This window comes from Paraplanobispora takensis (assembly GCF_016863195.1).
GTDB classification, from domain to species: Bacteria; Actinomycetota; Actinomycetes; order Streptosporangiales; family Streptosporangiaceae; genus Planobispora; species Planobispora takensis.
This window is the reverse complement of sequence record NZ_BOOK01000041.1, coordinates 31,383-46,891: the sequence shown is the minus strand read 5'-3', so window position 1 is coordinate 46,891 and position 15,509 is coordinate 31,383. Positions and strand designations below refer to the sequence as shown.

The following is a 15,509-nucleotide window of genomic DNA, read 5'->3' as shown; positions in this document are numbered from 1 at the left end:
CGGATCAGACCAGGTGCGGGCACTGCTTCCCTGCGGATTACGGCCGGTGCCGTAATCGGCCTCGCAATGCTCCGGTCAAGGCTGGCCGCATGGGGTCAAGCCCGTGCAACCACGATGTTTGTCCTCAATCGGCCGGGTATGGGGGCAATCACCTGTGTGAAAGGGGTGACGACCATGGAACGCGGAAGCGCCAAGCACGGTTCGCGTCTGGACGATCAGCAGAAGCACGAGACCGAGGGATTGACCCGAGGCGGGGGCACCACCCACGCGGAGGAGTGGAAAGAGCCCGAGCCCATGCCCGCGGTGGCGGAGGACGGTATGACGCGGTCCCCGTCCCGGCCGGCCGACCGCGAGCCGGGTGCGCCGGTCGGCATGTCCCCCTCTGATGTGGAGCGCCGCGGCAACCTCGCCAAGTGGATCAGTGGGACCAGCGTGTTCCCCGCCGACCGCGACGCCCTTCTGTCCCGTGCCGAGATGGAGGGCGCGCCCGATCCGGTCATCGAGGAGCTGCGGTCGCTGCCGAACGCCACCTACACGAATCTGGCGGAGGTGGCCGAGGCGCTCGGGTACGGCAAGGAGGAGAGGAGGCAGTAATGAAACTCGATGCCTTTCAGTACCTGTACGAACGCCAGGGCCCCTTCGCATCGGTCTACCTCGACAGCAACCGTGCCATCCCGCAGGGTGAGCAGGAGGTCGAGCTCCACTGGAAGGCCGCGGCCGAGCGTCTGAAGGGCGCCGACCAGGCCACGCTCCAGGCGCTGGAGACTCTGATCACCTCCGTCGACGCCGCGGCGCCCGGCCGCGCGGCCTTCGCCGCCGACGGCGAGGTCCTCTACACCGAGGCCCTGCCCGACAAGCCCCGCAGGGAGACCTCCCGCTGGTCCCCGCTGCCGCACCTCATGCCGCTGCTGGCCCAGCGGGGCGAGAACGTGCCCCACGTGCAGGTGCTCATCGACCGCACGGGCGCGGACGTGATCGCGATCGGCGCGGGGGCGCCCCGCCGTACGCAGGTGCAGCCGGCCGAGGACTGGCCGCTGCAGAAGACGGGCCAGGGCGGCTGGTCCCAGCGGCGCTATGAGAACAGCGTGGAGAAGGCCTGGGAGCACAACGCCAAGACGGTGGCCGAGGAGGTGGACCGGGAGGTCCGCCGCATGGGCGCCGAACTGGTGGTCGTGGCGGGGGACCCGAAGGCGGTGCCCCTGTTCAGGCAGCATCTGGGCCACGAGGCCGCCGAGCGCACCGTGGTGGTGGAGCACGGCAACCGGGCCGAGGGCAGTGATCCCACGATGTTCGGCAAGGAGGTCGAGGCGACCCTCGACGACTGGCTCGACCGCCGGCGGGCCCGGCTGCTGGAGCGCTTCGGGGAGGCCCTTCCCCGGGATCTGGCGGTCACCGGCCTGGACGCCGTCGCCAAGGCCTTCCGGGAGAGGAGGGTGGACACCCTGCTCATGGTCGACCACTCCACCGCCGACGGCATGATGTGGATCGGGCCCGGCGGGGACCAGCTGGGACCCGACCCGGAGGAACTGCGCACGTGGGGCGTGAGCGAGCCCGTGGAGGAGCGCGCGGACGCCGCACTGGCCCGGGCGGCCGTCATGACGGACGCCCAGCTGGTCTTCGTGCCCGAGCTCGACACCCGGGACGAGGTCGCCGCGCTGCTCCGCTTCTGAGCGGGGCCCGCGGCCGAGGGGTCCGCGATCGGGGGTCCGTGACCGGGGTCCGCGACCCAGAGGTCCGCGATCGGCTCCGTGCCGGTCAAGCCCGCTCCGGACCGGGTTCCGCTCCCGGCCGGAGCCGCTCCGTGCGGCCGGTTCCCGTACGGCTCAGCGGATGACGATCACCTCCAGCGTGCGCGGGCCGTGCACGCCCTCGACCCGGTCGAGCTCGATGTCGCTCGTCGCGGACGGGCCGCTGATCCAGGTCAGCGGCCTGGCCGGGTCGAGCGCGGCGACCGCCTGCGGCACGCCCGCCGCGATCTGCCCGGCCCTCACCAGGCAGAGGTGATAGTCGGGCATCAGGGTCAGGACCCTGCGGCCCTGGCCCGGCCCGGCGTCCAGCACGATCGTGCCGGTCTCGGCGATGCCGGCCGCGCATCCGGTGACGACTCCGTCGACGGCGTCCAGCTCCGCCGCCGACAGCGGCGGATCGTCCGTCACGACCTCGCACCCCGGGTGGTCCCGCACCGCCCGCTCCCACTCCCGCGGCAGCCCGCCGGGCACCACGACGCGGCGGGCCCCGCGCCGGGCCAGCGCCTCGGCGATCACGGCGCCCTCCTTGCCCGGCTCGGCCACGTGCACGACGGCTCGGTAGTCGGCCACCCGCTCGGCGAACAGCTCGACCTCCCGTCCGGTCGCGGCCGCGGGCGGGCGGGCGGGGACGAGCGCGACCTCCGGCGCCCCGGCGACGGCCGTGCGGATCCTCGCCAGGATGCGTTCGCGGGAGTTCACCGGGTGCCTCCTTCGGTGCGGTCCCACCAGTCGCGGAAGGACTCGGCGGGGATGTCGGGGACGTCGCGGGTGTCGGTCCAGGCGGCCCCGGGGCCGGGCAGGCGGCCCGGCACGAACCTGCGCAGCCGGCCGCCGAGGCGCTGGGTCCGCGCCAGCCGTACCGGGCGGTCGAAGACCCATCCGGCCGCGCGCATGGCCAGGCGCTCGGAGCGCGGGTGGGGGGCCTTGGCCCGTAGGTGGACCAGGACCTCGGGGATGTCGATGGCCACCGGGCAGGCCTCGAAGCAGGCGCCGCACAGCGACGAGGCGTACGGCAGGGAGGCGTCCAGCTCCGAGATCCCGCGCCCGTGCGAGGCGGGGGTCGCGCGGGTCATGCCGTGCAACTGCGGGGTGAGGATGGCCCCGATCGGGCCGGGATAGACCGAGCCGTAGGCGTGACCGCCCACGCGCTCGTAGACCGGGCAGACGTTCAGGCAGGCCGAGCAGCGGATGCAGCGCAGGGCCTGGCGCCCGACCTCGTCGGCCAGGACGTCGGTGCGGCCGTTGTCGAGCAGGACGAGGTGGAACTCCTGGCCCTCGGCCGCGCCGGTCCAGGTGGAGGTGTAGGGGTTCATCCGCTCGCCGGTGGAGGAGCGCGGCAGCAGCTGGAGGAAGACCTCCAGGTCCTGCCACCTCGGCAGGAGCTTCTCGATGCCGACCACGCTGATCAGCGTCTCCGGCAGGGTCAGGCACATCCGCCCGTTGCCCTCGGACTCCAGCACCACCAGGGTGCCGGTCTCCGCGATCATGAAGTTGGCGCCGGAGATCGCGACCTTGCTGGACAGGAAGCGCTCGCGCAGGTGGAGCCGGGCGGCCTCGGCCAGGGCGCGGGGGTCGTCGGTCAGGTCCCCGGGCGCGGCCCGTCCCCACTGCCCCATCTTCTCGCGGAAGATCTCGCGGATCTCCGAGCGGTTGCGGTGGATCGCCGGGACCAGGATGTGCGAGGGCAGGTCGTCACCGAGCTGCACGATCAGCTCGGCCAGGTCGGTCTCGTAGGCGGTGATCCCCCTCTCGGCGAGGGCCTCGTTGAGGCCGATCTCCTGGGTGGCCATCGACTTGACCTTGACCACCTCGGTCTCGCCGGTCGCCTCGACCAGCTCCGCGACGATCCGGTTGGCCTCGGCGGCGTCGGCCGCCCAGTGCACGCGACCGCCGGCCCGGGTCACCGCCTCCTCCAGCCGGAGGAGATGGCGGTCCAGGTTGCGCAGGGTGTGATCCTTGATCGCCTTGCCCGCGGCGCGCAGTTCCTCCCAGTCCGGCAGCTCGCCGACCACGGCGGCCCGCTTGCCGCGGATCGTGCGGGTGGCCTTGCGGAGGTTGAACCTGAGCTGCGAGTCGTGCACGGCCGCCGCGGCGTTGCCGGGGAAGGCGGGCATGCCCAGGAAGGTGCCGCTCATCGCGCGCCCCCCGCCCGGCCGCCGGTCGCCTCCCCGGCGGGGAACGGCGTGTCCTCCTCGGTGGCGGCGAGGATCTCGGCCAGGTGCACGACCCTGACCCCGGAGCGCTGGCGGCCCAGGGTGCCGCCGATGTGCATCAGGCAGGAGTTGTCGGCGGCGCAGAGCACCTCGGCGCCGGTGGCCATGACGTTGTGCACCTTGTCGGCGCACATGGCGGCCGAGACCGCCGGGTTCTTGACCGCGAAGGTGCCGCCGAAGCCGCAGCACTCCTCCGCGCCGGAAAGCGGCACCAGCTCCAGGCCCCTGACCTCGCGCAGCAGCCGGGCCGGGCGGTCGCCCAGGTGGAGGCCGCGCAGCGAGTGGCAGGTGGGGTGGTAGGTCACCCGGTGCGGGAAGTAGGCGCCGACGTCGGTCACCCCGAGGACGTCGACCAGGAACTCCGACAGGTCGTGGACCTTCGGCGCCACCTCGGCCACCTCCCGCTCGAAGGCCGTCTCCCATCCGGAGGCCCTCTCCCGCCCGGAGGCCCTCTCCCGCCCGGAGGCCGCTCCGCCCGGCGGGCCGGCGAGGGAGGCCGCCGAGGCGGCGCGGGCCAGGCGGGGGTACTGCTCGCGGACCATGGCGGCACAGGAGCCCGAGGGCGCGACCACCGCGTCGTATCCGGCGAAGACGTCCACGAAGCGGCGGGCCAGCCGGGTCCCCTCCCCGGGGTATCCGGTGTTGACGTGCATCTGGCCGCAGCAGGTCTGCGCACGGGGGAAGTCGACCTCGCACCCCAGGCGGCGCAGGAGCTTCACGACCGCCTGCCCGGTGCCGGGGAACAGCGTGTCGTTGACGCACGTGATGAACAGGGCGACGCGCACGGCGCTCCTTCCGCTCAATGGTCAGACCACAGTATGGTCAGACCATACGCCGCCACAAGCCACCGGAGGAGACCGCATGGGATGGGAGCCGGTCCGGCGCACCCGCGCGTTCGAGGACGTGATCGCCCAGATCGAGCGGCGCATCGCGGACGACGGGCTCACGGTCGGCGACCGGCTGCCGGGCGAGCGGCAGCTCGCCGAGCAGCTCCAGGTCAGCCGGGCGTCGGTGCGCGAGGCGATGCGGGTGCTGGAGACGCTGGGCGTGATCTCCTCGCAGGCCGGGCGGGGCCCGGACGCGGGAGCCGTGCTCACCTCCCGGCCGGCGGGGGCGCTGGCCGACCTGCTCCGGCTGCACGTGGGCCTGTCCAGCCTCTCCATGCGCGAGGTGGCGGAGACCCGGATGATGATCGAGCAGTGGGCGGTACGGCACGCGGCCGGACGCGCCTCCCCCGCGCACCTGGAACGGCTGCGGGAGGCGATCGGCCGCATGGAACGCGCCGCTACGCCGGAGGAGTTCGTCCTGCACGACGCGGAGTTCCACCTCACCGTCGCCGAACTGTCGGGCAACCGCCTGCTCGCGGCGACGATGCAGGCCCTGCGCGCGACGGTGCGGACCTACGCGGTCCGGGCGGTGCGCCGGCTCGGGACCACCGACCTGCTCATGGACGACCACCGGAAGATCTACGAGGCGATCGAGACCGGTGACCCGGAGGCCGCGGCCACGGCGATCGCCGGCCACCTGGCCCGCGCCTATCCCGGGGACGGACCGTCCTGACGGCCCCCGCCCGGCCGGGCCTCACTCCAGGCCGGGCCCCCAGCCGTGCGGCGGGACGGCGAGGAAGGGCGGCGGCACCGCGTCGGCCACCCGGCAGGAGGCGGCCGAGCAGGAGATCAGGGCGTCGAGCTGACGGTCGAACTCCCCGATCACCGACGGGGACACCCGCCCGGCGAGGTTGTGGAGCTGGTAGGGGTCCGTGCCGAGGTCGTAGAGCTGGTACTCGCCGGTCTCGTAGCGCACGAAGGTGTGCCGGGCGGTGCGCATCGCCCGGTAGGGCGGGACCGGGGTCTGGCGGGCCGAGTCCTCGTCCTGGGGGCGGTTGAACTCGATCAGCACGTTCTGCCGCCACCCGGCCGGGACCCAGCCGCGCAGCAGGGGCAGCAGCGAGCGCCCCTCCACGAAGTCCGGCAGCCCGGCCCCGGCCAGATGGGCGAAGGTCGGGGCCAGGTCCACGGTGGAGGCGACCTCGCCGATCACCCCGCCGGACTCGATCCCGGGCCCCCGTACGACCATCGGGACCCTGACGGCCTCGTCGAAGGGCGTGGTCTTGCCCTGGGCCAGCCGGTGCTCGCCCAGGTGGAAGCCGTTGTCGGAGCCGAAGAACAGGTAGGTGTCCTCCAGCTTGCCCGCCGTCCGCAGGGTCTCCACCAGGGAGCCGACCAGGTCGTCCACGCCGAGCATCGCCCGCAGCCGGTCGCGGTACATCTCGTCGATCTTCGCCGTCGTCCCCTCGCCGAACCTCTCCCGCGAGCGCAGCCACTCGGGCTCGGCGGAGAGGTCCTCCTGGTCGAAGGAGGGGCCGCGGGGCGCGGTGAGCCAGGAGAAGGCCCCGGCGTGGCGGGGGGCGTGGTTGGCCGGCAGGTGCGGGGCGACCGGCGCCAGATAGAGGAAGAACGGCTCGTTCCCCTGGGAGACGAAGGCGTTCGCCTTGGCGCTCAGCACGTCGGTCAGATAGTCGCCGGCCGCGGAGCCGTACTGCCTGAGCGTGCCGTTCTCGTTGAGCGTGTAGTCGTACTCCTCGTACAGGCGGCGCACCGGCACGTCCCACTCGTCCCAGCCCGGGGGCACGTAGGTGGCCGGGGCGGCCTCGCCCGGATAGTGGTTGAGGTATTTGCCCATCAGAGCCGTGCGGTAGCCGGCCTCCTTCATCCACACCCCGACAGTGGAACGTTCCAGATCAGATGTGTGGAAACTGGTGAAACCCCCCTCGGGGGCCGTGTTGGTCAGAACGCCGTGACTGTGGACGTACTGGGAGCGCAGGATGGAGGCCCGGGAGGGACAGCACCAGGAGTTGGGGACGAAGAACCGCTCGAACGTGGTGCCGGCGCTGATGAACTCGTTCCAGATATTCGGAAATTTCTCTAGATCTCCGGTTCCCAGATCATCGGCGAGGATCAGGATGATGTTCGGCCGCTCCCTCATCTGCGCCACCGCGGGAAGGGCTCCCGGAGCCCCCAGCAGGAGAAGGAGTGACAGGCACAGCACCTTGCGGACAGCGTTCAGCACACGTTGACGTTTCCCCAAAGGCCGATCCCCGACACACCATCCTCGACCAAATAGATAGAACGTGTTCTAATTGCAGGGCTGTACCCGTACGAAGGGGCCCATATGAGCACCGACCTGAGGCTTGGCCTGAACCTCGGCTACTGGCAGCGCGACGCCGTCGACGCCACCGAACTCGTCCAGGCGGCCGAGCGGCTGGGCTACGACTCCGTCTGGACCGCGGAGGCCTACGGCAGCGACGCCTTCACCCCCCTGGCGTGGTACGGCGCGCGGACCTCCCGCATCAAGCTGGGCACCTCGGTGGTGCAGCTGTCCGCCAGGACCCCGACGGCGACCGCGATGACCGCCATGACGCTGGACCACCTGACCGGCGGCCGGCTGATGCTCGGCGTCGGCGCCTCCGGGCCGCAGGTGGTCGAGGGCTGGTACGGCAGGCCCTTCGGCAGACCGCTGGCCCGCACCCGCGAGTACGTCGAGATCATGCGCAAGGTCTGGCGCCGCGAGGAGCCGGTGACCAGCGACGGCCAGCACTATCCGCTCCCCCTGCCGCCGGGGTCCGGCGACGGCGTCACCGGTCTCGGCAAGCCGCTGAAGCTCATCACCCACCCGCTGCGCCCGGAGATCCCGCTCTATCTGGGCGCGGAGGGGCCGAAGAACGTCGCGCTGGCCACCGAGATCGCCGACGGCTGGCTGCCGCTGTTCGTGTTCCCGGAGAAGATCGAGCGGATGTACGGGCCGTCGCTGGCGGGGGCCGGCCCGGACTTCGACATCGCGGCCATGGTGATGACCGTGATCACCGACGACGTCCGGGCCGCCCTGGACGGGGTGAAGATGATGCTCACCCTCTACATCGGCGGCATGGGGGCCAAGAGCCGCAACTTCCACGCCGACATCATCGGCAGGATGGGCTACGCCGAGGCCGCCGAGGAGATCCAGGCGCTCTATCTGTCCGGGCGCAGGGACGAGGCGTTCAAGGCCGTCCCCGACGAGCTGGCCGACGGCATCTCCCTGCTCGGCCCGCCCGGCCGCATCCGCGAGCGCCTGGAGCTGTGGCGCGCGAGCCCGGTGCGCACCCTGCTGGTCATGGGCCCCCACGACGAGCCCTCCCTGAAGGTCATCCGCGACCTCGTCCTGGGCTGAGGCCGGTCACCCCGTCCCGGGGCGGTCGCCGGGGGCGCCGACCCAGCCGGAGGACTCGTAGGCGACCTTGAACCCCTTGCGGAAGGGGATGCGCACACCGCGGTCCGCGCCGCGGGCCTCCTCGTCCGGGCCGTGGTACTCGAAGGCCAGCAGGCGCGCCCCCGACTCGTCGACGACCAGCCGGACGTCGCCGCTGCCCGTGGTGATCGCCGAGCCGGTACGGCCGAGCGGATCGGTGGCGTCCCGTTCCAGGACGAGTCCCGGCTGGGCGGCCAGGATCCGCAGCGTCGCCGCGCGCGTGGCCGGGGAGGCCGGGGACGACAGCAGGTAACGGGCGGCGCCGAACACGAAGTCCGGGAAGGGGCCGTCCCGGTGGACCGAGCGCAGCCACCGCTCCAGCCCCTCGGCGTCGCCGGGCAGCCGCCGGACCTCCTGCATGGTCAGCGACGCGGAGCCGATCCCCCACTTCAGGGAGATCCGGGAGAAGTCCTTCCTGCCGGGCCCTGGCCACAGGGCCGGAGAGCCCTTCTCCCGCCACGCGGCCTCGTCGGCCTCGTCGGCGAAGACGACCTCGACGTCCTGGTTGAACAGCCCGCGGCCGGCACGGCCGTCGTACCAGACCTCCTCGGAGTGGGCGACGACCGCGCCGGAGGCCGCCGGCTCGAAGGTCCGGGTCCGCTCGAACCAGTAGCGGCCCCGCGCCCCGGTCTCGGCGGCGACCCGCTCGGCCCCCGCCAGCAGGAGCGAGCGGGCGTCGAGCACCACGACAGGCTCCGCGGACGAACCGGGCGAGCCGGAAGAGCCGGGCGAGCCGGGAGAGGCGTGCGCGACCTGCCCCGCGGGCCCGGTGGACCGGCCCTCGCCGGGCCCGCCCGGCATCGCCGTGCCGGTCAGGGCCGCGGGGACGGCCACGGCGGCGACCAGCCCCGCGGCGGCCGTACCCGCCAGAGCCAGCCGCGCCCCCACCGGCAGGCGTGCTCCCTTCGGCAGGCGCCTCCCCACCGGCAGGTGCGCCCCCGGCACCAGGGCGCGGATCCGCAGCGCGGCACGGCCCGGCCGGGGCGTGGCGAAGGCGCGGGCGAGGTCGGCCTCGCGCCGGCGCCGGTAGCTCTCATCCAGGACGTGATCGGGGCGCAGGGCCGCGATCAGCTCGTCGTTCGTCATCTCTGCTCCTGCAGGGTCGTCCGGGCGAGGTTCAGCGCGTCGGCCAGGCGCCGCCGCGCGCGGTGCAGGCGCACCGTGAACGCGCGGGCCGAGCAGCCCGCGACCTCGGCGGCCTCGGCCGGGCCCAGGCCGTACCAGCTGGCCAGGATCACCGCCTCGGCCTCGTGTTCGGGGAGTGTGGCGAGCGCCTCCAGGGCCGCCCGCCGTTCGGAGACCTGGTCGGCCACGTCGCCCTCCTGGGCCAGCACGGCCAGCCGCTCGGCGGAGGTCGCCCACTGCCGCCGGCGGTCGTGGTGCTTGCGCAGCAGGTTGCGGGCCACGCCCAGCAGCCAGGGCAGCGGCCGCTCCGGCACCTGCTCCAGCCGCCGCCAGGCGACCAGGAAGGTCTCGCTGACCACGTCCTCGGCCGCCTGCCGCTCGGCCCGCAGCAGCGCGTAGCCGAGCACGCTCCGGTAATACCGGTCGTACAGCGCGGTGAACCGCGTTTCGGGATCGTCCACGCCCAGTAGTCCCTCAGCCGAGCCCTCGATCACCGGTCCGGACGAGAAAATTCTTCCGGACCGGATCCTCAGTCCGGGCGCGGGGCCGGGTCGGCGGTGACCGACCGCAGCAGCGGGGCGCTCGCGGCGCCCGCGCCGGCCACCCCGGCGAAGCCGAGCACCACGCAGGCCAGCAGGACGGTCAGCCCGCTGACGTTCATCGCGGAGAACGAGAACGGCAGCGCGCAGAACATCCCGACCACGATGGAGCCGCCGCCCATGACCGCCAGCGGGACGAGCGTCTCGGCGCGGCGGGCCCGGTTGAGGACCTCCAGCGGGGTGCCCGCCAGGCGGAGCAGGGCGTAGGTCTGCCTGCGGTCGAGGACCGAGGAGGCCGCGGTGATGCCGGCGCTGACGATCGCGACCAGGAACGAGACGGTGAGCACGACGACGGTGCCGGTGCCCACGTCCTGCAGCAGCAGGACGCCGAAGCGCTCCTCGTCGGCCTCGGAGGTGGCCCCGCGGCCGGGGACCATCCCGTCGAGCGCGGTCCTGGCCCGGTCGATCACCGCCTCGTCCACCCGTGCCGCCTCGGTGACGGTGACGGCGAGCGTCCTGTCCCCGCCCTCGCCCGTGACCTTCACCCTGGCCGGGACGCCCGCCGCCGACAGGCGCTCCCGGGCCTCCTCCGTCAGCTGCGACACCCGGGCCGCGGGGACGGTGAGGCGCAGGGTGGTGGCGTCGGCGTCGCCGAGCAGGCCGCTCCCCGGGCTCAGGAGCCCGATGAACCCGGCCACGAACCCGGTCATGGCCACGCCGCTCACGGTCCGCCAGGCCGCCCGGGGGTCGTCGACCAGGCGGCGGCCGGCCAGCAGGCGGGCGGGCCCGCGCGCCGTACGGGCGGTGATCCTGCCGATCACCCCGACCACCCAGGGGCCGGTCAGGTTGATGGCCAGGAAGGCCAGGCCGAGCACGACCGCGACCACTCCGGCCGCGGTGCCGGCGCCGAGCGCGGGCACCGTCGCCAGGACGGCCAGCAGCGCGAGGACCCGCACGACCCGCATGGCCGGCGGGGTCTCCCTCTTGGCCACGCCCAGCGGGCTGACCACCACCCGGCGCAGGCCGACCACGGCGGACAGGCCCACCAGCAGCGGCACGGCCGCCAGGACGGCCAGGGTGTACGGCACGCCCGGCCACAGGTCGGCGGCGAACCAGGAGCCGCCCGCTATCTCGATCCCGCCCAGCAGCGGGGTGAGCAGGCCGTACAGCGCCACGCCCGCGACCGCACCGGCCGCAGCGGTGATCACCGCCTCGGCGACGGTCATCAGGACCACCTGGCCGGGTGTGGCGCCGACCAGCCGGAGCGCGGCCAGCCGCTGGTCGCGGCGGGCCACGGTGAGCCGGGCCGCCGCGCCCCCGAACACCAGCAGCGGCACGGCCATGAGCACGGTCGCGATCAGCGCCAGCGCCTGGTAGGCCTGCGCGTCGTTCGTGGGCTCGCCGGTGAAACCGGCCACCCGGGTCGGCGCGGTCCCGGTCAGCGGGTCCTGCGGGGCCTTGACGGTCATGACCGGGGCGTCCGGCTCCTGGCCGCGGACCGCGACCAGCTCGCCGGGATGGACCAGCGCCTCGTCCCCGACGGTCCCGCCGACCTTCTCCGGGAACCGGCCGGCCAGCTCACCGGCCGGCAGCTCCCGGACGAGCTCCGCCAGCGCCGGGGAGAACCAGACCTCTCCCGGCGCCGGGAAGCGGTCCAGGCCGGGCGGCGGGGCCGCTCCGGGCCTCAGCGCGGCGACGTCCACGACGGTGATGCCCAGGTCGCGCACGTAGTCCCTGCGCACGGCCTGGACGGCCACGACGCCGGTGTCCGCCGCGACCGGGTTGCGCCACGCCTCCCGCTCGGCCCGGCCCTGGAAGGCCAGGTTGGCCGAGACGGCGAAGAGCAGCAGCGCGGTGGAGACGGCCACCGCCACCGCGGTCAGCCCCGCGCCCAGCAGGCCGCCGCGGCCCCCGCCGCGCAGCAGCCGCCAGCTCAGTCCCAGCAGGCCGGTCATCCGTTCACCCCGGGCAGGATCCGGGTGGCGGCCCCGGCGGCCCCGGCGGCCCCCATGGCCTCCGCGGTCCCGGTGACTCCGGACGCCCCGGCGGCCCCGTACCCGCCGGACGGCACGGGCGCGCCGTACCCGCCGGGTGAGAGCACCTGCCCGTCGCGGACCTCGACCGTGCGGTCGCACCAGCGGGCCACCTGCGGGTCGTGGGTCACCACCACCAGCGAGGCGTCGTTGCCCCGGGTCGCCTCCACCAGCAGCCGCATCGTGTCCTGGCCGGTGGCCTGGTCGAGCGCGCCGGTCGGCTCGTCGGCGAAGACCACCGCGGGCCGGGTGGCCAGCGCGCGGGCGATCGCCACCCGCTGGGCCTGGCCGCCGGACAGCTCCCCGGGCCGCCGTCCCTCCATCCCGCCCAGGCCGAGCGGGCCGAACCACTCGCGGGCCCGCCGTACGGCGTCCCCCCGCGACACCCCGCCGAGCATGAGCGGCAGCGCGACGTTCTCCTCGGCCGGGAGCTCGGGCAGGAGCTGGCCGAACTGGAACACGAACCCGAAGCGGGTACGGCGCAGCGCGCTGCGCTCCCGCTCACGCATCGTGTCGATGCGCTGGCCGAGCAGGTGGACCTCGCCCCCGTCGGGCTTCATGATCCCCGCCAGGCAGTGCAGCAGGGTCGACTTCCCCGACCCGCTCGGCCCCATGATGGCCACGGCCTCGCCGCGGCCGATCCGCAGCGCCACGCCTCCCAGTGCCACGGTCGCGCCGAACCGCTTCACCAGATCGAATCCTTCAAGGACAGCAGTCATGGTGACGACCATCCCCCGCGGGGACATACCGGCGGATCGGCCGCGTGTCCCATCCGCGGACGGAGGCATCGGCCGAACGGCCGATGGCCTGGTACGACCCGGTTGCTGGCAGAATCGATCACGTGACGATTCGGGTGCTCATCGCCGACGACCAGGAACTCGTGCGGACCGGGTTCAAAATGATCCTGGACGCCCAGCCGGACATGGAGGTCGTGGCGACGGCCGCCGACGGCGCCGAGGCGATCGAACAGGCACGGCGGCTCCGGCCCGACGTGTGCCTGCTCGACATCCGGATGCCCAGGCTCGACGGGCTGGAGGCCACCAGGATCCTGGCCGGGCCGGGGGCCGCCGACCCGCTGCGGGTGGTCATCGTCACGACCTTCGACCTGGACGAGTACGTCTACGGGGCGCTGCGCGCCGGGGCCACCGGCTTCCTGCTCAAGGACAGCGGGCCGACGCTGCTGATCGAGGCCATCCGCGCCGCGGCGGCCGGGGACGCGCTGGTCTCGCCGTCGGTGACCGTACGGCTGCTCGAACACCTGGCCCGCCCCGCCTCCGGGGTGGGCGCCCGCCCGCCCGCCGAGCCGCTGACGGAGCGGGAGCTCGACGTGGTCCGGCTGGTGGCCAGGGGGCGGACGAACCAGGAGGTCGCCGCGGAGCTGTTCGTCTCGCTCTCCACGGTCAAGACGCACCTGGGAAGCGTCCAGGCAAAGCTCGGGGCAAGGAACCGCGTGGAGATCGCCGCATGGGCCTGGGAGTCCGGCGTGGTGAGTTGATTGACGGAGGCCCCGGCGGGATAGAAGAAGGGCAGGTCCTTCAGCGCATGCCGGGGGGAGCTTCACATGCGCCGCGCGTCGTCCCCACGCCGACAGCCGGTCACGGCCGTCTACGCGACTCTCGCCGCCCAGGTGGCCGCGACCGCGGCCCTCGTCGTCTTCGAGTACGCCCGCGGATCACGGCTTGCGCGTGAGATGTCCGCTTTCAGCGGCGACACCCGCGCTCCCGGCGCGCAGGCCCTGATCGGCGCGGCCACCGTCTTCGCCATCCTGATCATCGCGGTGACCGTGACCACGGTCGCCGCGGTCGCCGTCTATCTGGTCTGGCTGGCCCGGGCCTGGCGGGCCGCCGGCTCCCCGGGCCTGCCCGTGGGGCGGGTCCTGGCGGGCTGGCTGGTGCCGCCGCTGAACCTCCTCGCCCCGCCGGTGCTGCTGGACCGTCTCTGGCGGGCCTCGCACCCGCCCGCCGGACGCCGCGGCCCGTGGCTGGCGCTGCTGACCGCCTGGTGGCTGAGCTGCCTGACGCTGCTGGTCATGGTCGCGCGCCGGGCGCTGCCCGGCTCGCCGGCGGAGGCGGGCCTGACCGGTCTCGGCCCGGCCGAGCTGGCCGCGGCGGCCATGGCGTGCCTGCTGTGCGCGACGACGGTCAGGCAGATCAGCGGAGCCCAGGCGGAGGCCCGCCACCGCCGCCGGGCACCGTCCCCCGCCACCCGCCCCACCACGCCCCAGGCCGCCACGAACTGATCAGCGCCCCGCCGGCCGGCGCCCCCGGATCGTTCAGCGCTCCCGGGCCCGCACCGCCGCACATCGCTCAGCGCTCCCAGGCCCGCACCAGCAGCCAGCCGGACCCCGCGGTGTCGAAGCGCAGCTCGTAGGTGCCGAGTTTGCGGCCGGGGCTGGCCTCCACGCGCCAGAAGCGGCGCTCGCCGGGGTCGTCGTCACTCGTCTTCCACCACTCGCGGGCCACCACCCAGTGATCGACCACCCGGCGCACGGCGTAGAGCCGGTCGTGCCAGACGAACTGGATCGGCACCCCGTCACGGGTCCAGACCTCGATCGGGTCGCCGTAGAGTCTGCTCAAGACGGTTCTTCCCCCCGCGGCTGTCGGATGGCACCCGGGGGAAGACGGGTCTGTGCAGAGTCGAACATACGTTCTTACGATGACGGGCGCAAGTCCCCCACCTGCCGGACGAGCGGGTTGGCGTCCACCGAGTTGCGGATGCTGAACGTCACGCTGCCCGCGCGGTAGCGGTCGTCGGACCACTCGACCGGGCGGCCCTCGGGGGTGGTGGTGACCCGGCGCTGGCGCAGCAGCGGGCTGCCCCGCCGTACCGACAGCAGCCGCGCGTCCTCGGTGCCCGCCGCGACCGCGTCGATGAGGTGCTCGCCGTAGGCGAAGACCAGGCCGACGCCCTCGTAGAGCGCCTGTGTGACGGACTCGCAGTCGGCGGGCAGACTCTCCACCGCCGGGGCGATCCACCCGGCGTAGACCGTGCGCTCCAGCAGCACCGGCTCGCCTTCGAGCGAGCGCAGCCGCAGCACCCGCAGCACGGCGTCCCCCGGCCGCAGCGCCAGCCGGGCCGCCTCGGCCGCGTCCGCCGCCCGGCGGCGCTGCTCCAGCACCCGGCCGGTGACCCGGTGGCCCATCGACCGCGCCCACTGGGCGAAGCTGTGCAGCTCGGCGAAGCTCTGGCTGCGCTCGCGCCCCAGCACGATGCGCCGGGCCCCCTGCCGGGAGCCGACCAGTCCCTCGGCGGCGAGTACGGCGACCGCCTGGCGGACGGTCCCGCGGGAGGCGGCGAAGCGGACGGCGAGCTCGGCCTCGGAGGGCAGCTGCGCGCCCACGTCGTAGTCTCCTCGCATGATCGCCTCGCGCAGCTCTCCGGCGATCCCCGCATACCGGGCAGTCATGGCTCCCTCGCTGTGCACACCGGCCGGCCGGTCCCGCCTCCACACTAGGCAATGATCGATCACCCACAAAGTGCGGGTTCTCGCATTCCACCGGCGTACTCCGAGCGTTCATCCGGCGGAAACCGCACAACGGCGCACTGGGCCTAGCTTGTTTGAACAAG

General features: G+C 73.8%; 16 protein-coding genes. 6 read left to right on the top strand and 10 right to left on the bottom strand.

Features of this window, described 5'->3' with window-relative positions; genetic code table 11:
- The first annotated feature begins 174 nt into the window (after positions 1-174).
- Positions 175-594 carry a DUF2795 domain-containing protein gene (locus tag Pta02_RS28375; RefSeq protein WP_203878015.1) on the top strand — a complete coding sequence of 140 codons (420 nt, stop codon included), beginning with the start codon at positions 175-177 and terminating at the stop codon, positions 592-594.
- Positions 594-1,670: a baeRF2 domain-containing protein gene (locus Pta02_RS28370; protein WP_203878014.1), complete on the top strand. Its 1,077-nt coding sequence runs from the start codon at positions 594-596 to the stop codon at positions 1,668-1,670. Before Pta02_RS28375 ends, Pta02_RS28370 begins: the two co-directional genes overlap by 1 nt.
- Before the next feature lie 153 nt (positions 1,671-1,823).
- Here Pta02_RS28370 and Pta02_RS28365 read toward each other — a convergent pair whose 3' ends face one another.
- From Pta02_RS28365 to Pta02_RS28355, 3 genes are read right to left on the bottom strand one after another with little or no spacing between them, the layout of a single operon-like run.
- A complete protein-coding gene (locus Pta02_RS28365; protein ID WP_203878013.1) occupies positions 1,824-2,447 on the bottom strand; it encodes a LutC/YkgG family protein in 624 nt (207 codons plus the stop codon).
- Positions 2,444-3,883: a lactate utilization protein B gene (locus Pta02_RS28360; RefSeq protein ID WP_203878012.1), complete on the bottom strand. Its 1,440-nt coding sequence runs from the start codon at positions 3,881-3,883 to the stop codon at positions 2,444-2,446. Before Pta02_RS28360 ends, Pta02_RS28365 begins: the two co-directional genes overlap by 4 nt.
- Positions 3,880-4,746, bottom strand: a complete 867-nt coding sequence (locus tag Pta02_RS28355) for a (Fe-S)-binding protein (RefSeq protein WP_203878011.1) — start codon at positions 4,744-4,746, stop codon at positions 3,880-3,882. Before Pta02_RS28355 ends, Pta02_RS28360 begins: the two co-directional genes overlap by 4 nt.
- 76 nt (positions 4,747-4,822) lie before the next feature.
- Between Pta02_RS28355 and Pta02_RS28350 the strand changes: the two genes are divergently transcribed.
- Complete coding sequence (locus tag Pta02_RS28350) at positions 4,823-5,521, top strand: FadR/GntR family transcriptional regulator (protein WP_203878010.1); 699 nt, start codon at positions 4,823-4,825, stop codon at positions 5,519-5,521.
- Positions 5,522-5,542: 21 nt separating this feature from the next.
- Here the strand turns inward: Pta02_RS28350 and Pta02_RS28345 are convergent, their stop codons facing one another.
- The gene (locus Pta02_RS28345; protein WP_203878009.1) at positions 5,543-7,030 is read right to left on the bottom strand and encodes a sulfatase family protein; all 1,488 of its coding nucleotides are present in this window, start codon (positions 7,028-7,030) and stop codon (positions 5,543-5,545) included.
- A 102-nt stretch (positions 7,031-7,132) separates the two neighbouring features.
- Between Pta02_RS28345 and Pta02_RS28340 the strand changes: the two genes are divergently transcribed.
- Positions 7,133-8,167 (top strand): LLM class F420-dependent oxidoreductase, encoded by a 1,035-nt coding sequence (locus Pta02_RS28340; RefSeq protein ID WP_203878008.1) that lies wholly within the window; start codon positions 7,133-7,135, stop codon positions 8,165-8,167.
- Between the two features lie 6 nt (positions 8,168-8,173).
- Here the strand turns inward: Pta02_RS28340 and Pta02_RS28335 are convergent, their stop codons facing one another.
- The 4 genes from Pta02_RS28335 to Pta02_RS28320 form a co-directional block, all read right to left on the bottom strand.
- On the bottom strand, positions 8,174-9,331 hold the full coding sequence (locus Pta02_RS28335; RefSeq protein ID WP_203878007.1) for a hypothetical protein: 1,158 nt from the start codon (positions 9,329-9,331) through the stop codon (positions 8,174-8,176).
- Positions 9,328-9,831 (bottom strand): RNA polymerase sigma factor, encoded by a 504-nt coding sequence (locus tag Pta02_RS28330; RefSeq protein WP_203878006.1) that lies wholly within the window; start codon positions 9,829-9,831, stop codon positions 9,328-9,330. The genes Pta02_RS28335 and Pta02_RS28330 overlap by 4 nt, the downstream gene beginning before the upstream one ends.
- A gap of 68 nt (positions 9,832-9,899) precedes the next feature.
- On the bottom strand, positions 9,900-11,864 hold the full coding sequence (locus Pta02_RS28325) for an ABC transporter permease family protein (RefSeq protein WP_239131286.1): 1,965 nt from the start codon (positions 11,862-11,864) through the stop codon (positions 9,900-9,902).
- The gene (locus Pta02_RS28320) at positions 11,861-12,661 is read right to left on the bottom strand and encodes an ABC transporter ATP-binding protein (RefSeq protein WP_203878005.1); all 801 of its coding nucleotides are present in this window, start codon (positions 12,659-12,661) and stop codon (positions 11,861-11,863) included. The genes Pta02_RS28325 and Pta02_RS28320 overlap by 4 nt, the downstream gene beginning before the upstream one ends.
- 122 nt (positions 12,662-12,783) lie before the next feature.
- Here Pta02_RS28320 and Pta02_RS28315 point away from each other — a divergent pair, with 122 nt between their 5' ends.
- Positions 12,784-13,437, top strand: coding sequence for a response regulator transcription factor (locus Pta02_RS28315; protein WP_203878004.1), 654 nt, complete (start codon positions 12,784-12,786; stop codon positions 13,435-13,437).
- 66 nt (positions 13,438-13,503) lie between these two features.
- Positions 13,504-14,181, top strand: coding sequence for a DUF4328 domain-containing protein (locus tag Pta02_RS28310; protein ID WP_203878003.1), 678 nt, complete (start codon positions 13,504-13,506; stop codon positions 14,179-14,181).
- A 67-nt stretch (positions 14,182-14,248) separates the two neighbouring features.
- Here the strand turns inward: Pta02_RS28310 and Pta02_RS28305 are convergent, their stop codons facing one another.
- Together Pta02_RS28305 and Pta02_RS28300 are read right to left on the bottom strand one after the other, a co-directional pair.
- The gene (locus Pta02_RS28305) at positions 14,249-14,518 is read right to left on the bottom strand and encodes a DUF6504 family protein (protein WP_203878002.1); all 270 of its coding nucleotides are present in this window, start codon (positions 14,516-14,518) and stop codon (positions 14,249-14,251) included.
- Positions 14,519-14,592: 74 nt separating this feature from the next.
- On the bottom strand, positions 14,593-15,348 hold the full coding sequence (locus Pta02_RS28300) for a GntR family transcriptional regulator (RefSeq protein ID WP_203878001.1): 756 nt from the start codon (positions 15,346-15,348) through the stop codon (positions 14,593-14,595).
- Positions 15,349-15,509 lie beyond the last annotated feature (161 nt).